Annotated in this window: 26 protein-coding genes and 1 pseudogene; 13 read left to right on the top strand and 14 right to left on the bottom strand. The window is 64.2% G+C overall.

The features are described 5' to 3' along the window. Positions 1-21 precede the first annotated feature (21 nt). Together AB4078_RS10150 and AB4078_RS10145 are read right to left on the bottom strand one after the other, a co-directional pair. Complete coding sequence (locus AB4078_RS10150) at positions 22-945, bottom strand: bifunctional DNA primase/polymerase (protein ID WP_441977033.1); 924 nt, start codon at positions 943-945, stop codon at positions 22-24. Next, complete coding sequence (locus AB4078_RS10145; protein ID WP_441977032.1) at positions 945-2048, bottom strand: ArdC-like ssDNA-binding domain-containing protein; 1104 nt, start codon at positions 2046-2048, stop codon at positions 945-947. The genes AB4078_RS10150 and AB4078_RS10145 overlap by 1 nt, the downstream gene beginning before the upstream one ends. Positions 2049-2282: 234 nt before the next feature. Here AB4078_RS10145 and AB4078_RS10140 point away from each other — a divergent pair, with 234 nt between their 5' ends. The 3 genes from AB4078_RS10140 (at position 2283) to AB4078_RS10130 (ending at position 4945) form a co-directional block, all read left to right on the top strand. After that, positions 2283-2996, top strand: coding sequence for a hypothetical protein (locus AB4078_RS10140; RefSeq protein ID WP_441977031.1), 714 nt, complete (start codon positions 2283-2285; stop codon positions 2994-2996). Positions 2997-3076: 80 nt separating this feature from the next. Further along, positions 3077-3487 (top strand): hypothetical protein, encoded by a 411-nt coding sequence (locus AB4078_RS10135; protein ID WP_441977030.1) that lies wholly within the window; start codon positions 3077-3079, stop codon positions 3485-3487. A gap of 537 nt (positions 3488-4024) precedes the next feature. Continuing rightward, positions 4025-4945 carry a hypothetical protein gene (locus AB4078_RS10130; protein WP_441977029.1) on the top strand — a complete coding sequence of 307 codons (921 nt, stop codon included), beginning with the start codon at positions 4025-4027 and terminating at the stop codon, positions 4943-4945. An 842-nt stretch (positions 4946-5787) separates the two neighbouring features. On the opposite strand, the pseudogene AB4078_RS10125 reads toward AB4078_RS10130, so the two are convergent. The 6 genes and pseudogenes from AB4078_RS10125 to AB4078_RS10100 all read right to left on the bottom strand — a co-directional run. After that, positions 5788-6756: pseudogene (locus tag AB4078_RS10125) on the bottom strand (ABC transporter ATP-binding protein); the annotation flags it as partial. Between the two features lie 104 nt (positions 6757-6860). After that, the gene (locus AB4078_RS10120) at positions 6861-7583 is read right to left on the bottom strand and encodes an ABC transporter permease (protein ID WP_441977080.1); all 723 of its coding nucleotides are present in this window, start codon (positions 7581-7583) and stop codon (positions 6861-6863) included. A gap of 83 nt (positions 7584-7666) precedes the next feature. Next, a complete protein-coding gene (locus tag AB4078_RS10115; RefSeq protein ID WP_441977079.1) occupies positions 7667-8428 on the bottom strand; it encodes an ABC transporter permease in 762 nt (253 codons plus the stop codon). Positions 8429-8634: 206 nt separating this feature from the next. After that, positions 8635-9765, bottom strand: a complete 1131-nt coding sequence (locus AB4078_RS10110; protein ID WP_441977028.1) for an ABC transporter substrate-binding protein — start codon at positions 9763-9765, stop codon at positions 8635-8637. A gap of 275 nt (positions 9766-10040) precedes the next feature. Beyond that, the gene (locus tag AB4078_RS10105; RefSeq protein ID WP_441977027.1) at positions 10041-11795 is read right to left on the bottom strand and encodes a glycoside hydrolase family 3 N-terminal domain-containing protein; all 1755 of its coding nucleotides are present in this window, start codon (positions 11793-11795) and stop codon (positions 10041-10043) included. Positions 11796-11838: 43 nt separating this feature from the next. Continuing rightward, the gene (locus AB4078_RS10100; RefSeq protein WP_441977026.1) at positions 11839-12105 is read right to left on the bottom strand and encodes a hypothetical protein; all 267 of its coding nucleotides are present in this window, start codon (positions 12103-12105) and stop codon (positions 11839-11841) included. Positions 12106-12253: 148 nt separating this feature from the next. Here AB4078_RS10100 and AB4078_RS10095 point away from each other — a divergent pair, with 148 nt between their 5' ends. Further along, positions 12254-13261: a LacI family DNA-binding transcriptional regulator gene (locus AB4078_RS10095; protein ID WP_441977025.1), complete on the top strand. Its 1008-nt coding sequence runs from the start codon at positions 12254-12256 to the stop codon at positions 13259-13261. Between the two features lie 66 nt (positions 13262-13327). Here AB4078_RS10095 and AB4078_RS10090 read toward each other — a convergent pair whose 3' ends face one another. Further along, positions 13328-13714 carry a RidA family protein gene (locus AB4078_RS10090; RefSeq protein ID WP_441977024.1) on the bottom strand — a complete coding sequence of 129 codons (387 nt, stop codon included), beginning with the start codon at positions 13712-13714 and terminating at the stop codon, positions 13328-13330. A gap of 193 nt (positions 13715-13907) precedes the next feature. Between AB4078_RS10090 and AB4078_RS10085 the strand changes: the two genes are divergently transcribed. After that, entirely contained in the window at positions 13908-14753 is an 846-nt protein-coding gene (locus AB4078_RS10085; protein WP_441977023.1) for a citryl-CoA lyase, read from the top strand. Between the two features lie 177 nt (positions 14754-14930). Here the strand turns inward: AB4078_RS10085 and AB4078_RS10080 are convergent, their stop codons facing one another. Then, a complete protein-coding gene (locus tag AB4078_RS10080; RefSeq protein ID WP_441977022.1) occupies positions 14931-16610 on the bottom strand; it encodes a choline dehydrogenase in 1680 nt (559 codons plus the stop codon). Positions 16611-16791: 181 nt separating this feature from the next. Here AB4078_RS10080 and AB4078_RS10075 point away from each other — a divergent pair, with 181 nt between their 5' ends. Together AB4078_RS10075 and AB4078_RS10070 are read left to right on the top strand one after the other, a co-directional pair. Further along, complete coding sequence (locus tag AB4078_RS10075; RefSeq protein WP_441977021.1) at positions 16792-18240, top strand: aldehyde dehydrogenase family protein; 1449 nt, start codon at positions 16792-16794, stop codon at positions 18238-18240. A 39-nt stretch (positions 18241-18279) separates the two neighbouring features. Then, positions 18280-19410, top strand: coding sequence for an alcohol dehydrogenase family protein (locus tag AB4078_RS10070; protein ID WP_441977020.1), 1131 nt, complete (start codon positions 18280-18282; stop codon positions 19408-19410). Positions 19411-19447: 37 nt separating this feature from the next. Here the strand turns inward: AB4078_RS10070 and AB4078_RS10065 are convergent, their stop codons facing one another. From AB4078_RS10065 to AB4078_RS10050, 4 genes are all read right to left on the bottom strand, one after another. Beyond that, on the bottom strand, positions 19448-20893 hold the full coding sequence (locus AB4078_RS10065) for a carboxylesterase family protein (RefSeq protein ID WP_441977019.1): 1446 nt from the start codon (positions 20891-20893) through the stop codon (positions 19448-19450). 177 nt (positions 20894-21070) lie between these two features. After that, the gene (locus tag AB4078_RS10060) at positions 21071-21502 is read right to left on the bottom strand and encodes a YybH family protein (protein WP_441977018.1); all 432 of its coding nucleotides are present in this window, start codon (positions 21500-21502) and stop codon (positions 21071-21073) included. 46 nt (positions 21503-21548) lie between these two features. Beyond that, a complete protein-coding gene (locus tag AB4078_RS10055; protein WP_441977017.1) occupies positions 21549-22541 on the bottom strand; it encodes a zinc-binding dehydrogenase in 993 nt (330 codons plus the stop codon). Then, positions 22534-23127 carry a TetR/AcrR family transcriptional regulator gene (locus tag AB4078_RS10050; RefSeq protein ID WP_441977078.1) on the bottom strand — a complete coding sequence of 198 codons (594 nt, stop codon included), beginning with the start codon at positions 23125-23127 and terminating at the stop codon, positions 22534-22536. The genes AB4078_RS10055 and AB4078_RS10050 overlap by 8 nt, the downstream gene beginning before the upstream one ends. Positions 23128-23230: 103 nt before the next feature. Between AB4078_RS10050 and AB4078_RS10045 the strand changes: the two genes are divergently transcribed. From AB4078_RS10045 to AB4078_RS10020, 6 genes are read left to right on the top strand one after another with little or no spacing between them, the layout of a single operon-like run. Next, on the top strand, positions 23231-23617 hold the full coding sequence (locus AB4078_RS10045) for an MmcQ/YjbR family DNA-binding protein (protein ID WP_441977016.1): 387 nt from the start codon (positions 23231-23233) through the stop codon (positions 23615-23617). Between the two features lie 11 nt (positions 23618-23628). Next, positions 23629-23973, top strand: a complete 345-nt coding sequence (locus AB4078_RS10040) for an MmcQ/YjbR family DNA-binding protein (RefSeq protein ID WP_441977015.1) — start codon at positions 23629-23631, stop codon at positions 23971-23973. Next, complete coding sequence (locus AB4078_RS10035; protein WP_441977014.1) at positions 23970-25277, top strand: replication-associated recombination protein A; 1308 nt, start codon at positions 23970-23972, stop codon at positions 25275-25277. Before AB4078_RS10040 ends, AB4078_RS10035 begins: the two co-directional genes overlap by 4 nt. 10 nt (positions 25278-25287) lie before the next feature. Further along, on the top strand, positions 25288-25707 hold the full coding sequence (locus AB4078_RS10030; RefSeq protein WP_441977013.1) for a VOC family protein: 420 nt from the start codon (positions 25288-25290) through the stop codon (positions 25705-25707). Positions 25708-25753: 46 nt separating this feature from the next. Beyond that, positions 25754-26032, top strand: coding sequence for a 2-oxo acid dehydrogenase subunit E2 (locus AB4078_RS10025; RefSeq protein WP_441977012.1), 279 nt, complete (start codon positions 25754-25756; stop codon positions 26030-26032). Between the two features lie 20 nt (positions 26033-26052). Beyond that, positions 26053-26436 (top strand): aldehyde dehydrogenase family protein, encoded by a 384-nt coding sequence (locus tag AB4078_RS10020; protein WP_441977011.1) that lies wholly within the window; start codon positions 26053-26055, stop codon positions 26434-26436. Positions 26437-26438: the final 2 nt, after the last annotated feature.

Below are 26438 nucleotides of genomic sequence, written 5' to 3'. Positions count from 1 at the left end.
CTCGCCGCCCAGCTGGCGTCTTCACGGCAGCGCCCGAACTGATCGGTCGTGCGTGGGCTCATCGGGCACGAGAGTGGGATCTTGTCGTGCTGAGGGACGCAAGGGCACGCGGTGAACCGCGCGGTAAGCCGATCGGACGGTCGTGGCGACCTCCCGTGAACTCAGCCCCGCTTGCGTGCCGGCGGTTGTCAACAGGTCGAGCGCATCGTCTACGGGTACCTGGTGTTCCGCCATGGTGCACGCCGCCCAGAACAGCCCGTGATTGCGCTCACCCTCCTGGCGACGGGCCACCCACCGCGCTATGCGCTCCACATCGATCGACCCCGGCATCGAGGGAACCGAACCCGCCGACCGGACCGGGCGTCGGGGAACAACGAGGTCGCGCAGCGCGTCAGAGTCCACGCCCTGCGCGACGCCCGAGCCCATCGCAACCGTCTCGTACCGAACCTCCCGGCCGCTGATGATCCGGTGGGACGGGGGAGCGATGATGTAGCCGCCGTCGCCGCGCAAGTCGATTCCAGCCCGCGCCGCCTGCCACGAGCGTTGTTCGACTCCCGGCATCGCCGGATAGTCGACATGCAGGCCCCCGGACGGTGTCCGCACCATCGCCTCCCACCCGACAAGAAACCCGGCACGACGTGCACGGTCCAGCGCCTCGAATCCGTTGGCACGGCCATGCACGTCCACGTCCAGGACCACGATCCCTGAGGCTGTGCCGGTGGGAACGCCGATATTGGCAGAGGGCGTCCTCGCCCACCAGCCCGCGACGTGTTCGGCGTCGGCGCTGGCGGCGTGAAAACCACCCGGCACGAGCGGGCGCTTTCCGTTCGGTTCGCACGGAAAGACGGGGATCCCACAGCGCGCGAAGGCTGCCGCGCTCGCGCCCAGAGACTGCGGGATGCGGACCTCGGCGAGTGCCCGTGCGAACGCTCCCAGCCTGGGCATCAGAGGCTCCGAGCGTAGGCCGGGGCAGCACTGGCAGTTGCCGTGTCAGGCAACGGGGTATCCGCGTCGATCCCGTGACGCCGCGGTATTGATGGGAGCTGAGCGGCGGGGATATGAATTGATTCGTTCTGCAGCGACGGAGGATTCCCGTTGCCGATCATGAGCGTGTCGAGCTGGTCCAGGACCTTCAGGGCCGTCGCGCGGACTCGCTCACTCGTCGCGCGCACGACCTCGGCAGGCTCTGTCCCGTCGACTCTCGCTGCCCAGGTCGAGACGTACGGGATCGTGTATCGGGAGGTATCCATGGCGTGCGCTGCGCCGATCATGAGTGCAACGGATTCAGCTTCGACTTCACCAATACCGCGATGTTGCCGAGCGTCGACCTGATCGGAACCATGCATCAGCACATGCGCCAACTCGTGAGCCAGGGTCTTCACTTGAGCAGCCGCATCCATGTTCTCGCGCACGGTAACGGTCCTCGCCGTGTAATCGGTCATGCCGTTCGCGCCAAAGACAGCGCTCTCATCAGCGGCCCGTACCAGGCGGAAGCCAGCGGCATCGACTTGAGCGGCGAGACCTTCCCAGAGGCCGGCCGGGGCGCCGCCTTCGAGCAGTTTCGGACTCGGCGGCTCCGGAATCGGAGCGCCAGAGGTCTGCGAGGCATCCCAGACATAGGCCGGGCGAACGCCGACCATCTTGGTCCTCACCACCTCGCCCGGGCGCGGCTTCTCCAAGCGACCCAGCCGGCGCCACGAGTCCCTATCGGACGGTGTCGCCGAAGCAAACCGCCCGGTGACCGGAGCGAAGATCTGGTACCCCGGCTGACTCTTCTGCACCTGCCGCCCGAGCCCTTGCCACTGCTTGTACCCGGCGACATACGAGGGCATCCGCTCGGGTACAAGCCCCGCCTCGAAAGCGGCCGCGTGCTGCGCCCAGATCAGAAGGCTGTTGTTGAACGACCGACTACGGAAACGCGCCGCGAAGACGAGTGCGTTGGTCCAGTCCTCGCCCGACACCAGTTGCTCGACCGCTGCCGCCAATCGATCGTGCAACTGATCCAGCCTGGCCTCGCGTGCCGCTCGGTGATTCTCGGCAATTGCCATGGCCATGACTCCTCTCCAGCGCGTCACCGCCCGAGAGTGCACGGCGCTGCATCGTTGAGGTGGGCAAGAGCACTCCGCGCTCCCGCCTGTCATCGACATCGCTACCTCCATTTGGTCTCCAGAGCCCCGTTGGCGTGTCGCGGAGCAGGCTCGACAGATCCAGGGAATCCGTTGTAACACGTGTATTGCACATGTGCAATACACGTGTTACAACGGAGCGTGTTACAACGGAGCGTGCGAACGCGCGACTGGCTCTGTCGTCAGGTCGCCACTGGTGGCGACCAACGCATCCTGAAGCACGCCTGTAAACTGGACGACCTCGAAAACGATCGCGGGGTTGGCCTCGACCGAAGGCGGAGAATGGCCAGAGAGGCGAAGGTTCGTCGGTTCGCGGTGTGGGTCTCTGAGATCGGTGGACCTGCCCCGCTGTTGTTCGTGGGGTTGCTCGAAGTCGGTCTGCTGGCTGGTTCTGTCGCCCCGACCATCGTCGCTGCCACGACGATGGCGGCGATCCCGTACGCAGCAATGTTCGGGCTCGCTCGCGTCGGCAAGGTATCGGACCGCTTCGTGAAGGAACGGAGCCAGCGGATGCCGATTCTCGCGGCGGTGCTCGTCGTGTTCGTCCTCGGAGCCGTGTCCGTGATGTTGATGGGTGCGCCCGCTCGGCTGCTGCTGGTGATCGCGGTAGCAATCGCCGCGCTCGTGATCGTGATGGCGGTCACGCTCGCCTGGAAGATCTCAGTCCACGCGACCCTTGCCGCATTCTTCGCTGGCCTCCAGGTTTACCTGTTTGGCGCGTGGGGCGCTTTGGGGTTCGTACTGCTGGCGATCGTTCTGTGGTCCCGGCGCGCACTCAATGCTCACACCGTTGCGCAGCTGCTGGCTGGGTCGGCGCTTGGCGTAACGCTCCTGGGCACGTATGTGTGGCTTGCATCGACGTTCGGCTGAACAGACGCTTGTGTTGCACATGTGCAAGTTGGATCATAGTCATCTAGCCAGCGGGAGGAGATCGGATGAGACATATGCCGATGCCGGCCCCTGCCGACCTTTCTGCCAGGATCCGCATCGCCCTGGACCGGCTCGAGATCCACCGTGGAGGCGATCCCGTTCAGTTCCCTGAAATCCAAGAGTTCCTTGCATCCCGCGGAGTGAGCATCTCTCGCGGGAAGTGGGCGTACATCCTCCGAGGGACAGACATACACACCCGAGATCGACCGTTGCTCGCGGCGCTCGGCGAGTTTCTGGACGTCCCGGAGGACTTCTTCTACACCGGAGACATCCCGGACCGCCTGGAAGCGGACGTCGAACTAGTCACGGCAATGCGAGCCGCGCAGGTGAAGACCTTCGCAGCCCGAGCCCTAGGCGACCTCGCACCCGAAGCCGTCGCCGCGATCTCCGAGGTGCTAAGAGAAATTGAGCGCGAACGATCCGACGCGTGACCTCCTGCTAACCAACCCGCGGCAAGCTGCACGACTCGCCTTCGAGCTGGTGAATAAGAGCGCCCATCCCACGATGCGGTCCTTGACCGAGGACGTAGCCGCAATGACGGGGAAGCGGATCGACTTCCGGGAGTTGCCCGAGCTCGGCGGGTGGGCCGCAGCGCTCTGGTTGGAACTCGACGACCGCCAGGTGATCTTGGAATCCACGCCCGCATCGGAGTATCACAAGCGATGGGTGCGGACACACGAATATGGACACATCGTGTTCTCCCATCTCGGGTGGGTCGTTCCCCCAACACATTCTTCGCACGACCCTCGCCTAAAAACACCGGAACTCGTCGAAGCAGCACGGACGCATCGCATGAGGCTCTGTCTACCGTTGGAACAGGCCGCTGAAGAGTTCGCGCGTCACGCGAACCGGGCTATCAGAAGCAGCAACGCCGGTGCTCTCGAATCCGGCGTCTCAGAGGTGCTCTTTTGATTTCCGTCGGCGCGCTACCGGTTCTTTTCCTCTGGGGCGTCACGAGCGTTACCGGCATGCGGCTCGTCGTTCCCTTGCGCGCTGTCGGCAGACGCAGTCCGGTCGCATTCTTTGCTTCGCTCTTCGGAGCTCTCGCCCTCACTTTCAACTTCGCGCCGGTCTACCTCACTGTGGACTCTGCCTTTGGCGGCGGCAACGTCGCCGCCTGGCTGCAGCACAGCTGCCTGGTGATCGCAACATTCTTTGTGATGCGGCTGCTTCTGCGTTGTGTGGGACGGCTCACATCACGGGCCAACCGGGTACTAACCGCCAGCGTCGCGGTCGCGCTCACGTCTCAGACAGTGGCGTTCGCACGCATTAGACGCGTGCCCACGACCGTCGATTTGATGTTTGCGTCCCACACGCAACCGGCCGCTTTCGCGTTCTCGATGTCGCACTTCCTGTACTTCGGAGTCGCGTGCATTGTCGCCATATGTACAGGGAGCGTCCTGCTTCGAAACCAACGGAACGTCGCCGCACTCATCTCAGCGATCGCCATGGTAGTCGCTGGGGTATCCGGCGCTTTAAACTCGGGAATCATTCTCCTGCGCGATCTAGCACGTCTCCGCGACGACATGGAGTTCGAATGGCTTGAGCCGATCTTTCGCGGTCTGATTGTAACGGTGGCGGTGTTCTTCTGCATCGCGCTGTCCGTGCCCGCTGCTACGGGCATCATACGTCGACAGCGGATTGTGCGCGTACTGACGACGTTAGAGCGAGTAATCGCGCGATCGGAAATCAAAGGCGGGTCTCCGATGAACTTTGTCCAGGGTCCGCCGTCCGACAAGTTTAGGAACAGTTCAGCCGATTCTTTCGGCATGCTCAGCGAAGCAGTCATCGAGCTGCGCGATCGGCAGATGATCGGCAAAGGGCCGGATCTCACCCCCAAGGAAACGAAGGCACTCACCATGGCCGAACGGCTGCTGAGTGGAAGCTGACCCGCCTGCACCCGTGACCCCATGGCCCAGCACAGTTGGCGCTGTTCCAGACGAGCGATGGCGCTCAAGGCTGCGATGGAACGGGCGCCCCGGTTCGTTGCGGGAAAGGTGACCTCCGGCGCCGAAACAACGCGGGGGGCGTGCTTGGGCTCGCTATCGCTGGTGAGAAGTTCGCAAGTGCAGTTCCGGGTAACCCTTGGGCATCTGTCCCATGTCGTCGGCCAGATCGTCGAGGCAGAGGTGGCGCTGGCCGCCAGCTCCCCGAGGTGGTCGGCAGGGCATGTCTGCTTTCGATCCATGTTCGCCGTCGCGCGAGTGCATCACCGGCGACTTCGGCATGAGCATGCGCAAGGTGTGGTCTCATCAGCTTCGTCCTGGGTTCATCTCGATCGGCGCTCTGTGTTCCGACTGCCTCGGCAAGCCACACCAGATGGAACCTATCCGTGCGCAAACCCGTCCAACAGCTCCAAACGCAGCAATCTCGAAGCGGCACGCTGAACAGCGGCTGCTGAACAGGCTCGTTCACAACGACGACTGGGTGAACGGAATCACGGTGGCTTCCGGCCGATTCTCGATGCGGCCAAGGAGTTCCTCGACCTGTTCAGAGTTACTGCTGGCTCGTCGCGTGAGTTGATACGGGTAGTCAGGATAGTTGGTACTGCCGTTCAGGGGAAGGCGCTACTGGCTCCTGCCCGATGCTGCAGGTAGCTAGCACCGCCGCCGGCTCACTCCCCGAGGATGTTCAATCGACGAGAGCAAGCGTGTCGGGCCCGACGATCTCCGAACTGCCCCGGTTTCGAGGTTCTCGGTGCACCCCCCCTCGTCGATGCCGGAATGTGCCGCTACCCGGCACGCTCACTGGCGAACGCGTGCACGCCTTCGGTCGCGATGGCGAAGCGCACCCGACTGCCCGCGGTGAGAGCCTCTGCCTGATGGGAGAGCATCGTGACGGGGATGCGAAGATCGCCCGCATCGATCTCGGCACGCGCGAACGGACCGAAGAAGTCGATCGAGCCCAGGTTTCCGACGCCTGAGCCATCAATCGAGGTCGCGTCGTCCGCCAGGATGCGCACTCGCTCAGCCATCACGAGCAGATCGACCCGATCACCGTCGCGAAGGTCGTCCTGCGACGTCGTGAGCAGGAGTCCGCCGATCTCGACAGCGGCCGATGGACCAGATCCCCGGACAATGCCGGTTCCGAGCAACTGACCGCCGAGGAACTGCGCGACGAAGCGGTTCTCGGGCGCGCGATACATCGAGTGCGGGTCGTCGTTCTGCTGCACCACGCCATGGTCGAGCATCATGACCTGGTCGCCGAGATCCATGGCCTCTTCCTGGTCGTGCGTGACCATGATCGTGGTCAGCCCGGTCTCGGTGTGGATGCGCTTGAGTTCGCGTTGCATCTCGCCGCGGATCTTCTTATCAAGGGCAGACAGTGGTTCGTCCAGCAGGAGCAGGTCGGGGCTGGTGACAAGGGCGCGGGCGAGGGCGACGCGCTGCTGCTGTCCGCCGGAGAGGTTCGCTGGTGAGCGGCCACCGAAGTCGCCGAGGCCGACCAGGCCGAGCATGTCCTCTGCCTTGTTCTTCGCGACCGCACGTGGAGTACGACGCGTACGGAGCCCGTACATCACGTTCGAAAGCACGCTCAGATGCGGGAAGAGAGCGTAGTTCTGGAATACGAAGCCGATGTTGCGTTTCTCCACGGACAAGCGGGTGACATCGCGCGCGCCGACCCGGATGGATCCCTCGTCGGGAACCTCCAGCCCTGCGATGATGCGCAGCAGGGTTGACTTGCCGGATCCGGACGATCCGAGCATGCAGCAGAAGGCGCCATCGCCGACTGTCAGGTCCAACGGCTCGAGGACTCGAGTGTCATTGAAGCTCTTGGAGACGCGTGAGACTGTGAGCTCCGCCATCAGTTTCCTTTGTTCGTGGGTGTGAAAAGTTTGGCGGCACTGCCCGAGAGCCAATTGAGGATCACGACCAGCAGCACCGTGGTGATCAGGATCATCGTGGCGAGCGCATCCACGTCCGGGGTCACGCCGAGGCGCACCATCGAGTAGATCTGCACGGGGAGGGTGGAGATGCCGATAGGGGCGAGGAAGAGCTGGATAGCGAAGTTGTTGAAGGTGACGACGAACGCCAGCATCGCTCCCGCGATGACGGATGGCGCGATGAGCGGAATCGTGATCGTGAGGAAAGTCCGCAGCGAGCTGGCCCCGAGCGAGTGCGCGGCCTCCGCGTAGTTTGGGTTCAGGTCGCGCAGCCGTCCGCTGACGATGAGTACGACCAAAGGCAGGGAGGTCACGATCGAGGCCAGAACCAACCCGAGCGTGCTCGATCCGAGGCCCAGCCAGCCGAAAACGATGACGAATCCGGCCGTGAGGATCAGGGCGGGCACTGTCATCAGGGCGAGCAGGAGGCTGTTGATCGGGAGATTAACGTAGACCTTTGACCGCGCCATACCCAACGCGAGCAACGTGCCGACGATCACCGCGAAGAGCGTCGCCTGCGTCGCCAGGTTGAGGCTGGTGGCCAAGGCATCCAGCAGTGCGCCGTCGGACGACAGCTTCGCATACCAGTCGAACGTGAAGCGGAACGGCAATGTGCCGTATCGGGACTCGTTGAGGCTCAGCATCACCATGGCGAGCAGCGGCAGCGCGAGGATGAGGAGTATCACATACAGCCAGATCTTCATCAGCCGGGGCAGAACGGCGGTCTTCATCGAAGCACCCTTTCGCTCCTCGTCGTGTGTTCTTCCGTTCGCGCCTGCCCGACCGGCCGGGGCTTTGGAGCACCAGCTCTGGTGACGCCGGACAGAGCGTACTTGCCCCAGGCCAGCAGGACGGTGACTGCCCCGACGATTGCGAGAGAGGCTACGAGCAGCAGCAGCGACATCGCAACGGCGAATTGCTGATGCACTCCTGATGAGAGTTGCGCGGCAATCGCATTGCCCACCATCTGCCCGGTCGGGCCGCCCAGGATGGTCGGCTCAGCGAATGCGCCGACGGTCTGCACGAACGTGAGCGCGAAATTCACACTGATCATCGCGGTCGACAGTGGCCAGATCACACGGGTGAACGTGACGCGCCTGCTCGCGCCGAGGGTGCGGGAGGCTTCAAGCACCGATGCGCTGATCTGCTCCGACGCCGAGTACATCACCAGGATCGCCGTCGGGAGGCTCTCGATGATCAACATCAGGAGGCTGGCGGCAGGCGTGTACATGATCGATGCCTGCGCATCGGCGAGGCCGACCGCTGCCAGTAGGGACATCACCGGTCCACCCGCCTGGATGAGGCTGACGTATCCGTAGATCAGCAGTAGTTGCGAGGTGACGTACGGGACGATAACCAAGCCCAGGATGATCGACTTCGACTTCGGGCTGGTGTAGCGGGCAAGCGCCCAGGCGGCCGGCCAGGCGAGCGCGATGCTGGTCAACGTCACCAAGAAAGCGATCACCAGTGTGCGCGCGAGGAGCGACATGTATACCGGGCTGGAGAACATCTGCCCGAAGTTCGTCAGGGTCACCTGGCCGGTGTCATTCGTGAAACCTATGACGAGGAGCGCGACCAACGGGAGTAAGGCGAAGAAGCCGAGGAGAAGGCCGCCGGGCGTGAGGAGGAAGGCCGTGCCGAGCGCTCCCCTGACCCGCCGAGGCCGGCGGGGCAGGAGAGTGAGTGCTGTGGTCATCACGAGGCGGCCTTCACCTGCGTCCAGGCATCCACCCACGACTGCAGCCGCTCCGCCGGCATCGGGAGCTGCAGGGTGAGCTTGGAGATCGTGGATGGATTGGTCTGCAGACGTTCCTTCGTCGCGGGCGAGAGCGAATCGACGACCGACTGGTTAGCCGGGGCTGGCGATGAATCTGCCGGGGAGTTGGCCCACTTTGAGAGGAACTTCTTGCCGGTCATGTAGTTGAGCCACTGGTACGCGAGGTCCGTGTGCTTGCTCTTCGCCGAGATCGCCCAGTTGTCGATCCATCCGACCGCGCCTTCCTTTGTGACCTCGTACTTGAGGTTCTGCGCGCCGGAGTCCGGGGTCAAAACCAGGCTGCCGATCCCGGAATCGGATCCGATACCAGCGACGACGGAGCCGCTGCTAATCGCTTTCGCCAGGTCGTCGCCGGACGTGTAGATCAGCTTCGCGTTGTTCTTCAACGCCTGGAGCGCCGGGGTGACCTTCGTCATGTCAGGGTTCTGCGGGTCCTCACCGAGGTAGAGTGCTGCGATCGGGATCAGCAGGGTCGGGTCATCGAACAGGGCGATCTGGCCCTTGTACTTCGGGTCCCACAGCACACTGAGCGAATCGGGATTCGGCGTCACCTTCGTGCTGTCATAGAACAGCCCCGAGCTGCCCCAGGTCCAAGGGACACCGTAGAGCTTGCCGTCCTTGCGGATCTCCTTGCGGCCGGAGAAGTCCGAGTAGATGTCGTTGAGGTTGGTCAGCTTGGTGGAGTCCAGTGGCAGGAAGGTCCCCTTATCAATGCCCTGGCCGATGTACTGGATGTTCGGCAGTGCGACGTCGATGGCACCGTTTGCCTTGTCGACCAACTGGAGCATGTTCTGCTCGGAGTCGATGTACTGGAACTTGACAGTGGCGCCGGTCTCCTTCTCGAAGTCGGAAACGACCCACGGCAGGTCGGCGCCGTAGCCCTTCCATGTCGCCACGGTGAGTGTCTTGTCGCCGGCGTTGCTTGACGCCGGCGCGAGCGAGCAGGACGTCAGGGCAACAGCGACGACGACGGCTGCGCCTGCTGCGCTGATCACCCGTCGGGCCGTGGAGCTGCTCCGTTGCCGTGTTGTGGTGCGCGAGATGTGCACGTTTTCTCCTTTGAACTGCGTCTAATTGGTGTTACGTCGGAGTTGGATCCCGCACTCATCGATGAGTGAACAGGTCGACCGGCACGCTCCTGGCCTTTCGGGTGACCGAGTGAGCGGGCGAATTCGATACCGGTAACGATTCCAGAATGAATACTGGGAGAGTATCTGCTGCTCGATGCCGTAGTCAATCCGAAGTTCTTCCAAGATTTCGAGGCCGGATTGGAAGATAGACAGGACGCTGTTGATCCTGATGTTGTGACGGCTATCGGCTCGGTTCACTCCCTCGTCGTCAACGCGAGGCCGTGGCCGAACGCGTACAACGGTTCGGCGGTGTCGAAGGGGACGTCTTCGCGGGATGCCTTGATCGCATCCATGGAACGTGGCAGATCGAACGGAAGGGTACCCGTGAACGGCGTGTGCCCGAGCAGGGCCTCGAGGATCACGCGGTCGCTTGCGCCGTACTCGCCGACCAGCGCGACCGCGTGCGGTTCGAGATCCGCCAGGACGGCAGGCCGCTCCAGGTAGACGACGACGATGGTCGGCGCGAGATCGGAGAGTTCGCGGAGGTGGTTCACAACATCCGCGGTGAAGTCGAGACGACCGTGGTGGAAGAAGTCGCCGAGCGCGCCATCGGGGTCCGGTTCATAGGGAGCGGAGAGTCGGATGACGTTTACGTCTGCGTGCTCGGGGTGCATGACGTGGGTGAGCGGAGCGTGGACATCGTCCCAATCGATGTTCTCCGTGTAGAACCGCGTCGCGGGAGCGAGGGGGAGTGCATTCTCGTTCTTGAGGAGCGTAAGCGCTGCAGCCTGCGCGTGCTCGCCAAGTCTGTGGTTCTCCGGGTCCGCGCCGACGACGCGTGCCTTCTCGATGTCGACATAGCGATGCTCGAAGAGACCGAGCCGGAACTTCTCGAGGAGGAGGCGGCGCGCGGAAGTGTCCAGTCGCTGCTCGGACAGGTGCCCGGACGAGACGAGGTCGACGACACGTTCGGGGCAGTCGTCGCCGCCGAATTGGTCGACACCGACGTCGACGGCAACCTTGAGGCGCTCAGTCGGTGTGAGTTCTTCGAGACCGTACCCGTTAGGCCCGAAGGTGAGGTCCTCAACGACGGCGGGCTCCAACAGATACCAGTCGGTGCAGACGATGCCGTCGAAGCCGTACTTCTCGCGCAGGAGTCCCTTGATGACCGGCGCGTTGAAGGCGAAGCCGCGTTCTTGCCAGTCGGTGCCGATCGGCATTCCATAGTAGGGCATGACCTGGGTCACCCCTGCCGCGAATGCGGCCTCGAACGGACGCAGATGGAGCTCTTGCTGGTGGCCTGGGTAGACCTGTTCCCGGAATCGCTTGTCGTGGGCGTCCATGCCGCGAAGCTGAGGACCGCCGCCCGGGAAGTGCTTCACGATGGCGGTGACGCTCTCCGCGGTGAGTTCGGGACCGCCGCGAAGCCCCTTGATGAATGCGGCGACCATATCCGAGGCGACCTGCGGGTCCTCGCCGAAGGTTCCGAAGCCGCGTGACCAACGCGGTTCGGAGAAGATGTCGGCCATGGGGCCGAGGTACACGCGTATTCCCATCGCGAGCATCTCGCGGCGGATCACGTCCGCGTACTGTCGCACGAGCTCGATGTCGCGGGTTGCGGCCAGACCGGTGTGCTCCGGCCAGCGAGAGACCGCGTCGGCAGTCTTCCCGGTGAACGGTGAACTGTGAAACCCGCTGCGCGGGTCAGTAGAGAAGCTGATCGGTATACCGAGGCGGGTGTTTGCGGCGATCTCTTGCAGCCGGTTGAGCCATTGCGCGATCTCGGCGGTGTCGTCGCCATCCATCACATGGATGTGGGAGATGTTCTTGGCGGTGATCTTCTTCTCGGCATCGGCTAGGGCAGTTTCCGCACTGACGATGCGTCCGGGGATGTTGATTGCGGGCTGGAACATCAGACCCGCCTTCTCCTCGAGGGTCATGCGCGAGAGAAGGTCCTCCGTTCTCTCTTCGGGGCTGAGAGCGGGGTTCAGGTACGCAAGCTGGGTCATCTGGGCTCCTTCTGGATGGTGGGCACAACAGCAAGATGAGTCATCACTCAGATCGGATCCCGAACAGGGGAACCGCTGCGACGGCCATAACGGCGGTACCGGATACGAGCCAGCCGACGCCGGGCGCGATCGAGTGGCTGGTCGCTTTCCCCTCCGGGCCGATCTGAGAGATTCGGAGCGCCAGGGTGACGGGCTCGGGCAGACTAATCGCCATCCAGACGTCAAACATTGCCAGCACGTAGACGGCGAAGAAGGCGGGGCCGACTCGTGCAGGTCTGACGTGTTCGGTGGTCGGCGCGTGCTCGAACACTGAATATATCCTCTTCGCTGAGCCTGATCGGAAGCGTTACCGGAAACGATTGCGGGTACGCTTCCGGTAAGCTAGACGGATTGTTACTCCGAGTCAAGTTGAACGGCGAGAATGAGGAACGATGACGTATAGGGTGACGCTCAGGGACGTGTCTGAGGCCGCCGGGGTAGGAATCGCAACGGTTTCGCGTGCGCTCGCCGATCACCCTGACGTCAGCGACGAAACCCGAGACAAGGTACGCACGATCGCGCAACGACTCGGCTATCGGCCGTCGATCGCCGCCCGAGCCCTGCGTCGCGGCGGCTTTCGGGCCATCAGCCTCATCGTCCCCGATAACGGGTGGGGTTGGTGGGAGCCTGTGGTGCACAGCGCCTTCGCTTCCGCATCCGCCGCCGGCTACCAGATGCTCGTCCATCCGATTGCAGGTACAACCGGCGGCGTCGCTGCGGTGGTCGAGAGCCTGGAGAACGTGCATACCGAAGGAGTGATCGTCATCAGTGTTCCCGACCAGCGCGCGGTGCGTGTCGCATGCGATCGCATCGGGATCCCCGGCGTGGCCATCGATGACGCCAGCCCCGATATCCATTTCCCGTCGATCTCGCCCACGAATCGAGGAGGAGCGTTCGAAGCCGTCGAACACCTCATCGGCCTGGGTCGCTCTCGAATCGTCTTCATCCGGCCATCAGAATCAGAGTTCACAGCCGAACAGGGAGGCGGGCTCTATATCGGCGAACGCGAACAGGGTTACAGAGACGCACTCGGCGCCAGCGGCATCCCGGTCGATGAGCGGTTCATTGTGGAAGTCGAGAACGTGGACGATGCGCTGCTCGGATGCGTCGAACTGGGCGAGCTGCTCGATTCGGATCATGCGCCCGACGGGATCTTTTGCGCATTCGACGGTCTCGCCGCTCCCGTTCTCCGTGAGCTGACGGCTCACGGCCTAAGTACTCCGGGCGACGTCGCTGTCGTCGGCTTCGACGACGAACGGGCCGCGATTCTCCTGAACCCGCAATTGACGACTGTCCGTCAGCCGTATGGTGCGATGGGGCAGGCGGCCGTCGATCTGCTACTTCAAGCCATCGGGGGGGAGCCCGTGGAGGTTGCACGTCACGAGTTCGCAACAGAACTTATCGTCCGGTCCTCCACCGCGGGCTGATCGGGCGGCTCACATCAAGAGGCGACCGGTCCACGCCGCGCGAGCCGCTAACGGCTCGGTTGCGCGCTAGGCGCGGCCAACCCGTGCGATTGCCTCGACCTCGAGTCGCATCCCCGGCGTGCCGAAACGCGACACCTCGACCATGACACTCGCGGGACGCGCATCGCCGAGGAACTCCCGTCGCGCGGGCGCGAGAGCGGCGACATCGTCGATGTCGGCGAGGTAGACCGTCAGACGGATGATCTCCCGGGGGGAAGAGCCGCTCGCCGCTAGAAGGCGCACGAGCCGGCCGAAGACGTACCGGGCCTGCTCGGCGACGTCCGTCGAAACGAGGTTCCAGTCGGCATCCAGTGGCATCTGCCCAGTGGTGAAGACCAGGCCGTTCGACACGACGGCGTCGGAGTACAGCTGCAGGTCCGTGGGGGCGTCGATGTTGATGTTCTCGATGTTCATGATTTCTCCGATAGGGCGATCGAGCGACTCGAGGTGCACGCGTCGGTGGGGGACACGGGAAGTCTAAGAACGATCGCAGGGCCGGCCGACGGAATACTTCTGAATCTCCGAGGATGCATCTGGGAGGAATACGAATCGCGCACGAATGCGCGGACCTAGGCTGAGCGGCAGACAGACGCAGAGGAGCGAACTGATGCTGCAGGTATCACCTTCCGACGATGAGCGACGGTACTGGCAATCGTCGGTGAGTCGGGTCGAGGCGGACACGGTGCGGGTCCGCGGCTACGACCTCACCGAGCTCATCGGAGGCCTGACCTTCACTGAGGCGACGTATCTGCTCGTCAGGGGAGAGCTTGGCACGCCGCAGCAGATCGTGGTGCTCGACGCGGTGCTGAACGGCGTGCTGGACTACGCGCTGCAGAAGTCAGGCACCGTCGCAGCCCGGTACATCGCGTCGGCCAATCCGAACATGGCGGCCAGCCTTGCCGGCGCCATCCTCGCGATCGGGAAGAACACGCTCGCCCCGGAGGATACCGCCCAGTTCGCGCTCGACGCCCACCGGCGGCTCGTCGACGCGGGCATCGACCTCGAGGATCGCGAGCGGGTGGATGCTCTCGCCGACGAGATCGTCGCCGAGTGCCGGGCGGCGCGGGTCCGCATCCCTGGCCTGGGACACCCCGTCTTCACGTACGAGGATCCGCGCGCAGTGAAGTTGAAGGCCATCGCCCAGCACAACGGTGTCTGGGGGCCCGTCGGAGACTTCTACGAACGCATTCACGCCGCCTTCACCCGGCTCCCCGGCAAGCAGACCATCCCGCTCAACGATGTCGGCATGATCGCCCTCATCCTCGTGGAACTCGGGTTCACGCCCGACGAGACTACGGGCGTGATCGCCATGTCGACGCTCCCCGGGGTCGTCGCACATGTGTCCGAGGAGCTGCGGTCCGGTCGGCCGATCCGGGTGATCGACCCGTCGCAGGTCGACTACGAGATCGACGAGCGCGACTTTTCCGTGGATCGGAAGCACGCGGGGTGGTGAGCCGTGAACGGCAGGCAGCTGCACGATCCGGCCGCAGCACGCGGATAGGAGTGGCTCGGGGCTGAACTCACCCACCCGTTCGGCGAGGAGTGGGACGATCGCCAAACATTCGCTCGAGACCGCTGAAACCCGCCACCCCCTCTGATCGGGGGTGGCGGGTCTTCAGCGTCGTGATGCTCAGACCGTTTCCGGCGTCGCGTGCCGGTAGAAGGCGACCTGCTCGGCCGGAAGCGGAGCATTCCCGAGGATGGCATCGGCGGCCTTCTCCGCCATCATCATCAGCGGCGCGTACAGGTTGGCGTTGGGGATCGAGGGCATGACAGATGCATCGACGACACGGAGGCCCTCGACGCCATGCACCCGGAACGTGCGGGGGTCGACGACGGAGAGCTCATCGCTGCCCATCTTGCAGGTGCCGCACGGGTGGTACGTCGTCTCGGCGTCCTGGGCGACCCAGTCCAGAATCTCCTCGTCGGTCTGCACCGCAGGACCGGGTGAGAGCTCCCCTCCATTGAAGCGGTCGAAGGCCGGCTGATTCATGAGCTCGCGCGTCGCTCGGACTCCGTCGATCCACTCCTGGCGGTCGTGTTCCGTCGATAGGTAGTTGAACGTCGCGACCGGCTGCTCGAACGGGTCGTTGCTGCGGAGCTTGATGTGCCCCTTCGACTGCGGCTGCTGCGGGCCCAGGTTGATCTGGTATGCGTGGGGCGTGGGGGCGGGGGTGCCGTCGTTGCGCACTCCGAGGGTGAGCATCGTGAGCATGAGGTTCGGCATCGGAGCGTCCGGCGTGGAGCGCACGAAGCCCCCGCCCTCGAAGTGATTCGATGCGCCGGGCCCGGTCTTGCCGAGCATCCACTTCAGACCGGTCATCGGGTAGCTGCGCTTGCGGACGATGCTCTGGTTGGAGACGGGGAGCTTGCACTCGTACATGATGAACGCCTCGAGGTGGTCCTGGAGGTTCTCCCCGACGCCCGGAAGGTCGGCCACGACATCGATCCCGTGCGCCTTCAGTTCGGCGGCGTTCCCGATCCCGGAGAGCATCAGCAGCTGTGGCGAGTTGTACGCACCGCCGCTCAAGATGATCTCACTGCCACGCACGACGGTCCGGCGGCGGCGACGACCGATGGCGTATTCCACACCGACGGCACGCGTTCCCTCGAAGACCACTTTGGTGACCCGGGCACCCGTGACGACGTCGAGGTTCTTGCGCTTCCTCACGGGGGCGTAGTGGGTGCGGGCGGCGTTGTAGCGCTCGCCGTTCTCGATGTTGGAGTCGAAGGAGGCGAAACCCTCCTGCCGGTAGCCGTTGACGTTGTCGACGAGCTGGTAGCCGGCCTCGCGGGCGGCCTCGAAGAGCGCGTCGAACAGTGGGTTCCGCTTGCCCGCGTGGTGGTGCTGGTGCACCGGGATCGGGCCCGACGTACCCCGGTACTGTCCGGTCGGGTCGGAGCCTGTGAACGTCTCGATGCGCTTGAGATACGGCAGCACGTGGGCGAAGTCCCACCCCTGGTCACCGGTATCCTTCGCCCAGCGCTCGTAGACGAGGGGGTTGCCGCGTTGGTAGAACATGCCGTTGATCGAGCTGCTGCCGCCCATGACCTTGCCGTGATAGTGGTCGATGCGACGGCCGTGCAGTCCTGGTTCTGGCTCGGACTTGGTCCGCCAGTCGTACAACGGGTGTCCCATGAGGAAGAGGAAGGCGGCGGGCACACGGATGGGCACGTCGAACCAGGAGTAACGGTGGCCCGCCTCGAGGACCAGCACTTTCGTGTCGGGGTCTGCGCTCAGCCGGTTGGCGAGCACGCAGCCGGCCGATCCTCCGCCGACGATGATGTAGTCGTAGGTCTCGAGGTCCACTGCAACTCCCGGTTTGTTCTGTCGTTCCTGCCGACCGGCGCTGTCGCACAGCGCGGCTCCTGTGCAGTCCACTCTCCGGCACGGGCTCGCGGCGCGTGATTGGGAAGGCGCCCCGTTTTCTCGGCCCGGTTCGGAAATTCTCCAAGGGCGGATGCAGAGACGGGAAGGGCAGGATTTCACTATGACTCAGAACAGCAAGGATTTCCTGACCTTCGCGGAGCCGTACCTCGCCGACGAGAACGACGCCGACGCGTCGAAGGTGTTCGACCCCGCGACCGGAGAAGTGATCGCACGCTTTCCCGTCGCGAGTGAGTCCGACGTCGACGCGGCTGCGCAGCGAGCCGCCGAGGCGTTCAAGAGTTGGGGCCGCACCTCTCCCGCCGAGCGGTCTGCGGTGTTGCTGAAGATCGCGGATGCAGTAGAGGCCGAGGCCGAGGACTTCGCGCGCATCGAGAGCCTCAATGTCGGCCTGCCGATCGGTGACGTACGCGATTTCGTCGTGCCGAGCGTGGTGGACGTCATCCGCTTCGTGGCCGGAGCCGCTCGCATCTCGATCGTGCCCGGCGTCGACGAGTACGACAACCAGAGCACCTCCTGGGTCCGGCGTGAGCCTCTCGGCGTCGTGGGGCTGATCACACCATGGAACTACCCGCTGCTGATGGGGGCGTGGAAGCTCGCCCCGGCGCTCGCCGCAGGGAACACGATGCTGATCAAGCCGGCGACGGTCACCCCGCTCAGCACGATCAAGCTGGTCGAGGTCGCCAACCGGTTCCTTCCCGAGGGGGTCGTCAATCTGATCCTCGGCAGCGGCGCCGCAGGAACGGCGATGGCGAAGAATCCCGAGATCAGGAAGATCGCGTTCACAGGGGCGACGGAGACCGGCAAGTTCGTCGCGTCCGTCGCCGCCGGCACGGTGAAGAAACTGGGTCTCGAGCTCGGCGGCAAGGCGCCCGTCCTGGTGTTCGCGGACAGCCCGCTTCGTGAGACCGCCAGGGACCTGGTGGCATTCGGGTACTCGGGTGCTGGCCAGGACTGCACGGCGGCGTGCCGCATCATCGTCGAGGAGTCCGTGTACGACGAGTTCGTCGAGGCGTATCTCCAGGAAGTCGGGAAACTCGTGATCGGCGATCCGTCGGACCCGGCCACGACCCTGGGCCCGGTGATCTCCGAGAAGCAGCTGGCCTCGGTGCTCGGATTCGTCGAACGCGCCCGAGTAGCCGGCAACACCATCCGGACCGGTGGGCGCCGCGCCGACCGCCCGGGTTTCTTCATCGAGCCCACGGTCATCACCGATGTCGCGCAGGCGGACGAGGTCGTGCAGAGCGAGGTGTTCGGTCCGGTGGTGACGATTCAGTCCGCGAGCGGCGACGACGAGATGCTGCACCTTGCCAACGACGTCAACTTCGGCTTGTCGGCCAGCGTCTGGACGACGAACCTCGCACGCACGCTGCGCTTCAGCCGGGAGCTGCGGTTCGGCACGGTGTGGGTGAATCAGCACACGCCGTGCGTGTCCGAAATGCCCTTCGGCGGCTATGGAGAGTCGGGATACGGCCGCGAGCTGTCGCTGCACGGGTTGGACGAGTACTCCCAGCTGAAGCACGTGATGGTCAAGCCGGCGCTCGACGCGTAGCAGGAGGACGACCGCGACATGGAGAGACTGGTGGAGACGATGACAGTTCCGTCGACGATGGCCGCGGTGCAGCTGGTCGGGCACGGCGGGCTCGATCAGCTGGTGTACCGGACCGACGTGCCGACCCCTGAACCGCGGGCCGGAGAGGTGCTCATCAAGGTGGGGGCGTGTGCGCTCAACAACACCGAAATCAACACACGGACCGGGTGGTACGACCGGGTGGTGCAGGAGTCCGTCTCCGAGCAGCTGGGGCAGGCGGGTCGCGACGACGATGCCGGCGCGACGTGGAACAACACGGCCATGTCATTCCCACGCGTCCAGGGGGCGTCGGTGGCGGGAACGATCGTGGCGGTCGGCGAGGGGGTGGATCACGACGTGATCGGATCACGAGTCGTGGTCGATCCGTCCGTCCGGGATCCCGAACTGCCTCGCCACGCGCAGATCGCCGAGTATCTGGGCGGAGACCGCGATGGAGGCTTCGCCGAGTATGTGCGGGTTCCCGCGGTCAACGCTCACCCGGTGAGCACTGCACTCACCGACGCCGAGTTGGCGACTTTCCCGTGCTCCTACGACACCGCCGAGGAGATGCTCGCACGCACGCGTCTGGGCAAGGGTGAGACCGTCGTCGTCACCGGTGCGGCCGGGGGAGTGGGCACCGCGACGATCCAGCTCGCGCAGGCACGAGGTGCTCGCGTCATCGCGATCGCCAGCGCGTCCAAGGAGGCCCGGTTGCGAGAGCTCGGCGTGGACGGCTTCGTGTCACGGAGCGAACCGGATCTCGCCGCCGCGGTGGCCGCGGTCATCGGTGAGCGCGGCGCCGACGTCGTCATCGACGTCGTCGGCGGTGACATGTTCGAGAGCCTGCTCCTCATGCTCCGGCGCGGGGGGCGCTACGCGTCGGCGGGAGCCATCGGCGGTCCGATCAGCCGCATCGACCTTCGGGAGCTGATTTACAAGGACCTCGAGCTGCACGGCATCACGAACCCGACGCCCGAGACCTTCGCGCGTCTTATCGGCCTCGTCAACGAGGGCAAGGTGAAGCCGCTCCTCGAAGCGACCTATCGACTCTCGAATCTCCGTGATGCGCAGGCGAGCATGCTCAAGCGGACGCACATCGGCAAGATCGTCGTCGTGCCGGACGCCCTGTCGGGTGAAGTCCAGTTCGGCTGATGGATGCGGGCGGCAGAAGCGGCATCCGCGGCCCAGGCTACGGGCGGGCGATTCCTTTGAAGATCTCGAGCACGCTGTTGGCGTGGGTGGTGGCGTCGTCGAGCATGTTGCCGATGCTCTTCGTGGTGGGGATGGTGGTCACCGGTTCCCACAGTTGGTCGGTGTTGCCCGATGCGAGGGTGAGGAGGGCGTCGCGGACGAAGGTGTCACGGGCGATCTGCTCTTGACTGGCGCCTGGTCGTTTCTGTCCGACGATGCCGTACATTTCCGTGCCGTGAACAGCCTCCGTTCCCTTGACGGCACCGACGGAGAGGAGGTGCGCATTGCCTCCGGACGCGGCGTGTGCGAGTGCGCCGCGGACTTGGGGCAGCGTGAAGGAGAAGTCGGTGAGCAGGGCGCCGCGGACCTGGACCGGCGTGCGTCCGTCGACGTCGTACGCGGCGATGATCTTCTGGGCGCGGCTGCGTGGGATGTGATTCCGGCTGGCGAATTCCTCGATTAGATCGTCGATGCTGCCGGGATCGAACTCCTCGGTCCTGTGCTCGACCCAGTAGTCAGTCTCGTTCGTGGTACTGCTGAACAGGATGTCGATGTCGCGGTGGCGTCCGGACTCGAGGGCTCGCAGGGGATGGTCGGTGAGGATGCCGCCCGGCTGGCTCGAATCGTCGACGAGGGCGATGGTGTCGTTGTCGACGCCGTGCGCGGCGCCGGGGTCCGACGATTGGGTCTTGCTCATTGTTTCGGCGAGGAGGTTCGCGTCGATGTTCAGGAGTTGCTCCGGGTCGTCCTGGATGCCGAGCGCGGTGAGGACTGCTACGGCGCGTTCTTCGGCGCTCCGGCTCGGTACCTGGCGTGAGGGCATGCCGGAGAAGGCGGCGATGTGGTGACAAAGCCCATCAGCTGAGGGGGCTGCGAGCAGGGCGAGAGCGTTGAAGGCGCCTGCGCTGTGCCCGGTAACGGTGACGTTGTTCGGGTCTCCGCCGAATCGGGCGATGTTCTCACGAACCCATTGCAGGCCGGTGATGACGTCCTGCAGGCAGAGGTTCGTGGCCTCTGCCAGTGCGCCGCCATACTGGGAGAGGGACAGCGCTCCGAACGCACCGAGCCGATAGTTGAGGGACACCCCGACGGCTTGTCCGGTGGCCGCGAGGCCAGACGCGTTGGAGGTGGCTTGAGTGTTCGCGCCGAGCATCCACCCGCCGCCGAAGATGTAGACGACCACGGGCAACGCCTCGTCGTCAGCGTCCTCCGGCGCCCAGATGTTGAGGTTCAGGCAGTCCTCGCTCACCCCGCTGTCGGCTTCCAGCCAGGTGGTGTCCCCGGCTTGGAGGGGTGCGGGTCCTTTCTGTTCGTAAGACAGATCGGGGTTGAAAGGCAATAGAGTGGGCCGGCGGAACCGTTGGGCGGTGGCAAACGGGACTCCCAACCAGGAGCGAACCGTGCGCTCTGCGGTGAGGGCGTGAGCGCTGCTGGTGTCGGTCATCGATAAGTCCCATCTCAGTGTCAGGTGGACTTTGGGGGGAAGGATCTACTGCGGGGTTTGAGCCGTGGTGTAGTTACACCTGAAGGGGTGCGCTGATGCCGAGTGGTCGTGGCACTGGTCCAGGTGGCTACCGCGACAGAGTCAGGCGTGAGTCACCAGATAGTGGTCGTCTCCGTATCAGGAGGCGGTCCGCAGTTCCACGGTGTGTGCGAAGGCCCAGTTGGAGTGGACGATGACCCAGTTGCCGCCGATGAGGCGGTATCCGTGGGTGGCGTTCCAGGAGCGCCGCTGTACCTCGTTGCCGTCGTCGTCGAGGACGAAGGTGTTGAGGTTGTATGCGAGCACTGCGAAGTCTTCGTGGTCGCCGACGTAGACCGTGGGGTTGGGATACTCGCTGCGAACGATGTGCGGGTTCGAGTAGATGGATTCGATCCAGGCGACGACGTTTTCGCGCCCGACGATGATGGTTTTCAGGATCGGGTCGAAGTAGCTGACGTCTTCGGCGAAGCCGTCGAAGTAGCCGCGGGGGTCTCCGACGCTGAACCGCTCGTTGTAGGACTTTTCGAGGGCGATGAGGTCCTGAGCGATTTTGTTGCTGTTCGTGGTCATGCGGGGCTCGTCCGTTCTTGGTGGAGTTGTTGCTGGGGCGATGGTGTTAGTCGAGGGTGACGACGTGCTTGCCGGGGGTGTGTCCGCTCTCGAGCGCCCGCTGGGCAACGGCGACGCTGGCGAGCCCGTGGTAGGTGCCAGCGATGGCGGGACTGATGCGGCCGGCGGCGATCGCCTCGAGCTGGGCGGCGAACGCGTCGGCGGGAAGGTCGGACGCTTGCCCGGCGTAACGGGTGAGCCGCACACCGTTGGGGATGAGGGCGAAGGGCGAGAAGTTCTCCAGGGTCCACACACCCGAAAGGGCACCCGTAAAGCAGCCGACTCCACCTCCGCGGAGGGTGCGGAGCGTGTCGGGGAGAACGTCGAGGCCCACGAGCTCAAGGGCCGCGTCCAGTCCTTCGGGGCGGGTCTTCCGCACCTGGTCGGCAAGGGATCCGTCGTCGACGAGAACGAGATCGGCTCCGTGCTGACGGAGGAGGTCGGCGCGGGCGGCACTTCTGGTGGTCGCGATGACGTGCGCGCCGAGCTCGTGGGCCAGGGCGATCGCGGACAGCCCGACGGTGGAGGTTCCGCCTCGGATCAGAACGCTCTGCCCGGGCTCGAGTCGAAGTCCGGTGCGCAGAGACCCGTATGCGGTCTGGAACATCTCGGGGAGAGCGCCAAGAACGCCCCATGGGAGGTCGGAGGTGAACGGGATGACGTTCTCGTCGCGCACGAGGGTGTATTCGGCGTAGCTGCCGTCGATAGCGCGACCCATCCCGCCCATCATCGTGGCGACCTGCTGTCCTACCTTCAACGGACTGCTATCGGCGACTGCATCGACGATGCCGACGCCTTCGATGCCGAGGATGCGCGGGTAGGAGAAGTCCGCGGACGATTCGCCTTTTCTGCTGGTCACTTCGGACTCGTTCACCCCGAACGCCATGACCCGGATGCGGACCCATCCCGGGCGCACCTCGGGGATCGGAACCTCGCTGACGGTGAGGCCGTCAAAATCGACGGGACCGGTGAGTCGGATGGCGCGCATGGTTTCATGCATGATTGTGCTCCTTTTCATAAAACGGGTGGCCCGGTGCGGGAATGTGCACGAGGGCCTCGAAGGCTTGGCGCACGGTGTGTTCGTCCAGGTCCGTGTTGGGGTGCGCGAGGCGGTGGCTCCACCAGCCCCAGAGCATTGCGTTGACGGTCAGTGCGGTGCTGTTCGGGAGCACCCGGTGCAGCATGCCGAGGGAATCGTCTTCAACCGCTTGGAGGACGGCGGCGATTTTCGGGTTTCGCGCGCCGTAGTGGCGTATGTCCTCGTAGAGGCGGATCTCATCGATGGTGGGGCTGGTTGCGCCGAGCGCCGCGTCCACGAGGACGTCAACGACGTCGGCTCGGGTTTGGGCCCGGCGGAGCGGGTCCGCGTAGCGGGGTTCGAGATCACCACGGGTCGTGTCGAGCGCGCTCACGATGAGCCCCTCGAGGGTCGGGAAATAGTAGGTCATCGAACCCAACGGAACCCCGGCATGCGTGGCGACACCACGATAGGACGCCGCGCCGATCCCTTCAGCCATGATCACCTCCAGTGTCGCTTGGAGAATGCGGGCACGACGTCCGGGATCGTTTGGTTTCCCTCGGCGCATGTTCTTCTCCAATGTCGGACCTAGTGCGTACACTGGTACCTATTATAGTACGCACCGCTGTACATACCGTGGCTAAATCTAAAATCAGGAGAAGAGACATCGCATGAACGGCGAAAAACTGCAGGAGCTGGCACGAGCGCGAGTTCAGGAGTTGCCTGGCGCGGATCTGGAATACCCGTTCGGGGCTGGCTGGGATGTGTACAAGGTTCGGGACAAGGTATTCATGCTGCTCACCGACGTCACCGGCGAACCGATCGTCATCTTGAAGACGGACCCGGAAGAAAGCAAAGCGCTGCAGGAGCAACACGCGGACATTACCCCGGGGTATCACATGAACAAGAAGCACTGGATCACCTTGCACCCCTCCGGCGACTTGCAGAAGCAGATGATCGATGACCTGGTCACGGAGTCGTTCCTGCTCGTCGTCGAGAATCTGCCGCACGCGAAGCGGCCGGTCGACCCTGCCACGTTTGGTCGGGATCACCGGTGACACTCTCGGGGGTGCGGCTGCAGCAGATCGCCCGGGATACCGCGGCGTCGCTGCCCGATGTCAGTCGGGGGCATCCGTTCACTCCGCATTTGGATGTCTGGAAGGTCGGCGAGAAGGTGTTCCTCATCGTCACCGATGACGACCCGGACTTGCAGATCATTACCGTCAAGGCGGACCCGCATTACGCTGATGCGCTCCGACGTGACCACCACTCGATCACGGCCGGGCACTACCTCGACAAGCAGCACTGGATCTCCGTCGGTCCGGGCGATGGCGTGACTAGAAGACTCATCGAGGACCTGGTGCAGGGTTCCTACGACCTATCTGCCGCCCACCGCACGGGGACTGAATCGTGAATGAGCCGCCGTCCCTGTTCGGGTTGGACGATGCGTCTCGGCCTTTGGCGGACCGGTTGCGTCCCCGCTCGCTGGCTGAGGTTGTCGGGCAGAGTCACGTGCTTGCCAAGGACGGTCCGATCGGCCGGATGGTTGCTGCGCAACGGCTCGTGTCGATGGTGTTGTGGGGGCCTCCCGGGTGCGGGAAGACGACCATCGCCAGGCTCCTTGCCGAGCAGACTGACCTTGCGTTCGAGCCGCTGTCGGCGACGTTCTCCGGTGTTGCGGACCTCCGCAAGGTGTTCCAGACAGCTCGGCAGCGCCGGGAGATTGGCCAGGGGACGCTGCTGTTCGTCGATGAGATTCACCGGTTCAACCGTGCCCAACAGGACTCGTTCCTGCCGTATGTCGAAGATGGCACCGTTGTCCTCGTTGGAGCGACGACTGAGAACCCCAGCTTCGAGCTCAACGGCGCGCTGCTGTCCCGCTGCCAGGTCTTCGTTCTGAAACGCCTCGACGACGCCGCGCTCGATACGCTCATCGGCCGGGCGGAGAATCTGCTCGGAGGAGCACTGCCACTCGATGACGATGCTCGCCATGCCCTGATCGCCATGGCTGACGGCGATGGACGCTACCTGCTGAACATGATCGAACAAGTGCATGCTCTCCCCAGGCCCGTCGACCCGGCCGGGCTGGCTGCGGCCGTGCAGAAGCGGGCACCGCTCTACGACAAGTCGCAAGAGGGGCACTATAACCTCATCTCCGCACTCCACAAAGCGATGCGCGGTTCCGACCCGGACGCAGCACTCTACTGGCTGGCACGGATGCTGGACGGTGGCGAGGACCCGCTGTTCATTGCTCGCCGGATCACAAGATTCGCGAACGAAGACATCGGCCTCGCGGACCCAAACGCCGTCCAGCAAGCCCTCGCCGCATGGGACGTGTACGAGCGACTCGGCTCACCCGAAGGAGAGCTCGCGATCGCCCAAGCTGTGGTCTATCTCGCCACCGCCCCTAAGTCGATTGCGATCTACCGTGGCCTGAGCCGGGCCATGCGTGAAGCGAAAACGACCGGGTCGCTGGTGCCGCCGGCGCACATCCTCAACGCCCCCACCAAGCTCATGAAGCAGCTCGGCTACGGTGACGGCTACCAATATGACCCCGATACCGCCGATGGGTTCTCCGGGCAGAACTACTTCCCTGACGGGGTTGAACGCACCAGCTTCTACGAACCCACCAGCAACGGTTACGAGCGCGCCATCAGCGAACGATTGCGGCACTGGCAACAGCTCCGAGACCGGCCCACCCCCAATGACCGAACGTGAGGACCATCTGATGACCGACACTGCAACCGACGCCTACAGTTCTTTCACCGTCACCGACTTGGAATCGACGCGCACGTTCTACGGCGACGTCCTCGGCTTCCACGTCGAAGACCGCGACGGAATGCTCGCCATCCACCTCCCCGGCGGCGCCACCGCCGTCGCATACGCCCATCCCAACCACCAGCCCGCGCAATTCACGATTCTCAACATCATCGTCCCCGACCTTCCCCAAGCGGTGGTCGATCTGACCGAGAGCGGCGTGGTATTTGAGCGTTACGAAGGAACTTCCATCCGAATCGATTCGGACGGGATCTACCGTGCGAACGGTCCTTGGTTCGCGTGGTTCACCGACCCCTCCGACAACACTCTGGCCGTCTGCGAACGCGGCCTCCGCCCAGTACAGACAGTCCCGGCCCCGGTCATGTCTTGAAATGCACAGCGCTTGGGGCATCGGTCGGATCGCAGCTGCGTAGTCGATGCTCCGCCTTCCGCCACGGGGATCGACGTGGGATGGCTATGTCCCGACCTCGAAAGGTTGGTTCAGCGCAATTCTCAACCCGCCGCAATCCGGCATCCTTGCGGTCGGCGCAGCCAGACGGCTCCCACTCGTGGGTGAGGGCGGTGACATTCAGATCGGATCGGTCATGACAGTCACGCTCTCAGCAGATCACCGCGTTCTGGACGGCGCGGTGGCAGCCACGTGGCTCAGCGCGTTCCAGCGTCGCATCGAGAACCCCCTCACAATCCTCATCTGAGAAGCCCTCAAGGAGTCACCATGGCGACTATCCGTAGCATCAGCCCCGTCAGCGGGAGAGAGCTGGCGACGTTCGAGGAGGACTCTGCGGCCGTCGTCGAGCACAAGCTCGCCGCGGCCGTCGTCGCCGTCGGTCTGTTGGAGAGCGCGGGTTGGGATCAGCGGCGTGCATGGATGCACGCTGCATCCGATCTCCTTGAGGGGGAGATTGATGCTGTGGCGCGTATGATCACGGCTGAGATGGGCAAGCCCATCGCTCAGTCGCGTGCTGAGGTGACAAAGTCGGCCTACACGATGCGCTTCTTCGCAGACAACGCGCAGAAGTTCCTCGAGGGCCGCGTCCTGGCAGACCCGTCGACGGTCTCCGCTTCGGCCGCACGAACCGCTTCGATCCGCTCGGTGTAGTT

The sequence above is a fragment of the Microbacterium sp. 2MCAF23 genome (assembly GCF_052115565.1).
In the GTDB taxonomy this organism is placed as follows: domain Bacteria; phylum Actinomycetota; class Actinomycetes; order Actinomycetales; family Microbacteriaceae; genus Microbacterium.
The sequence above is the reverse complement of the archived record's forward strand: the minus strand, read 5'-3'. Positions and strand labels throughout refer to the sequence as shown.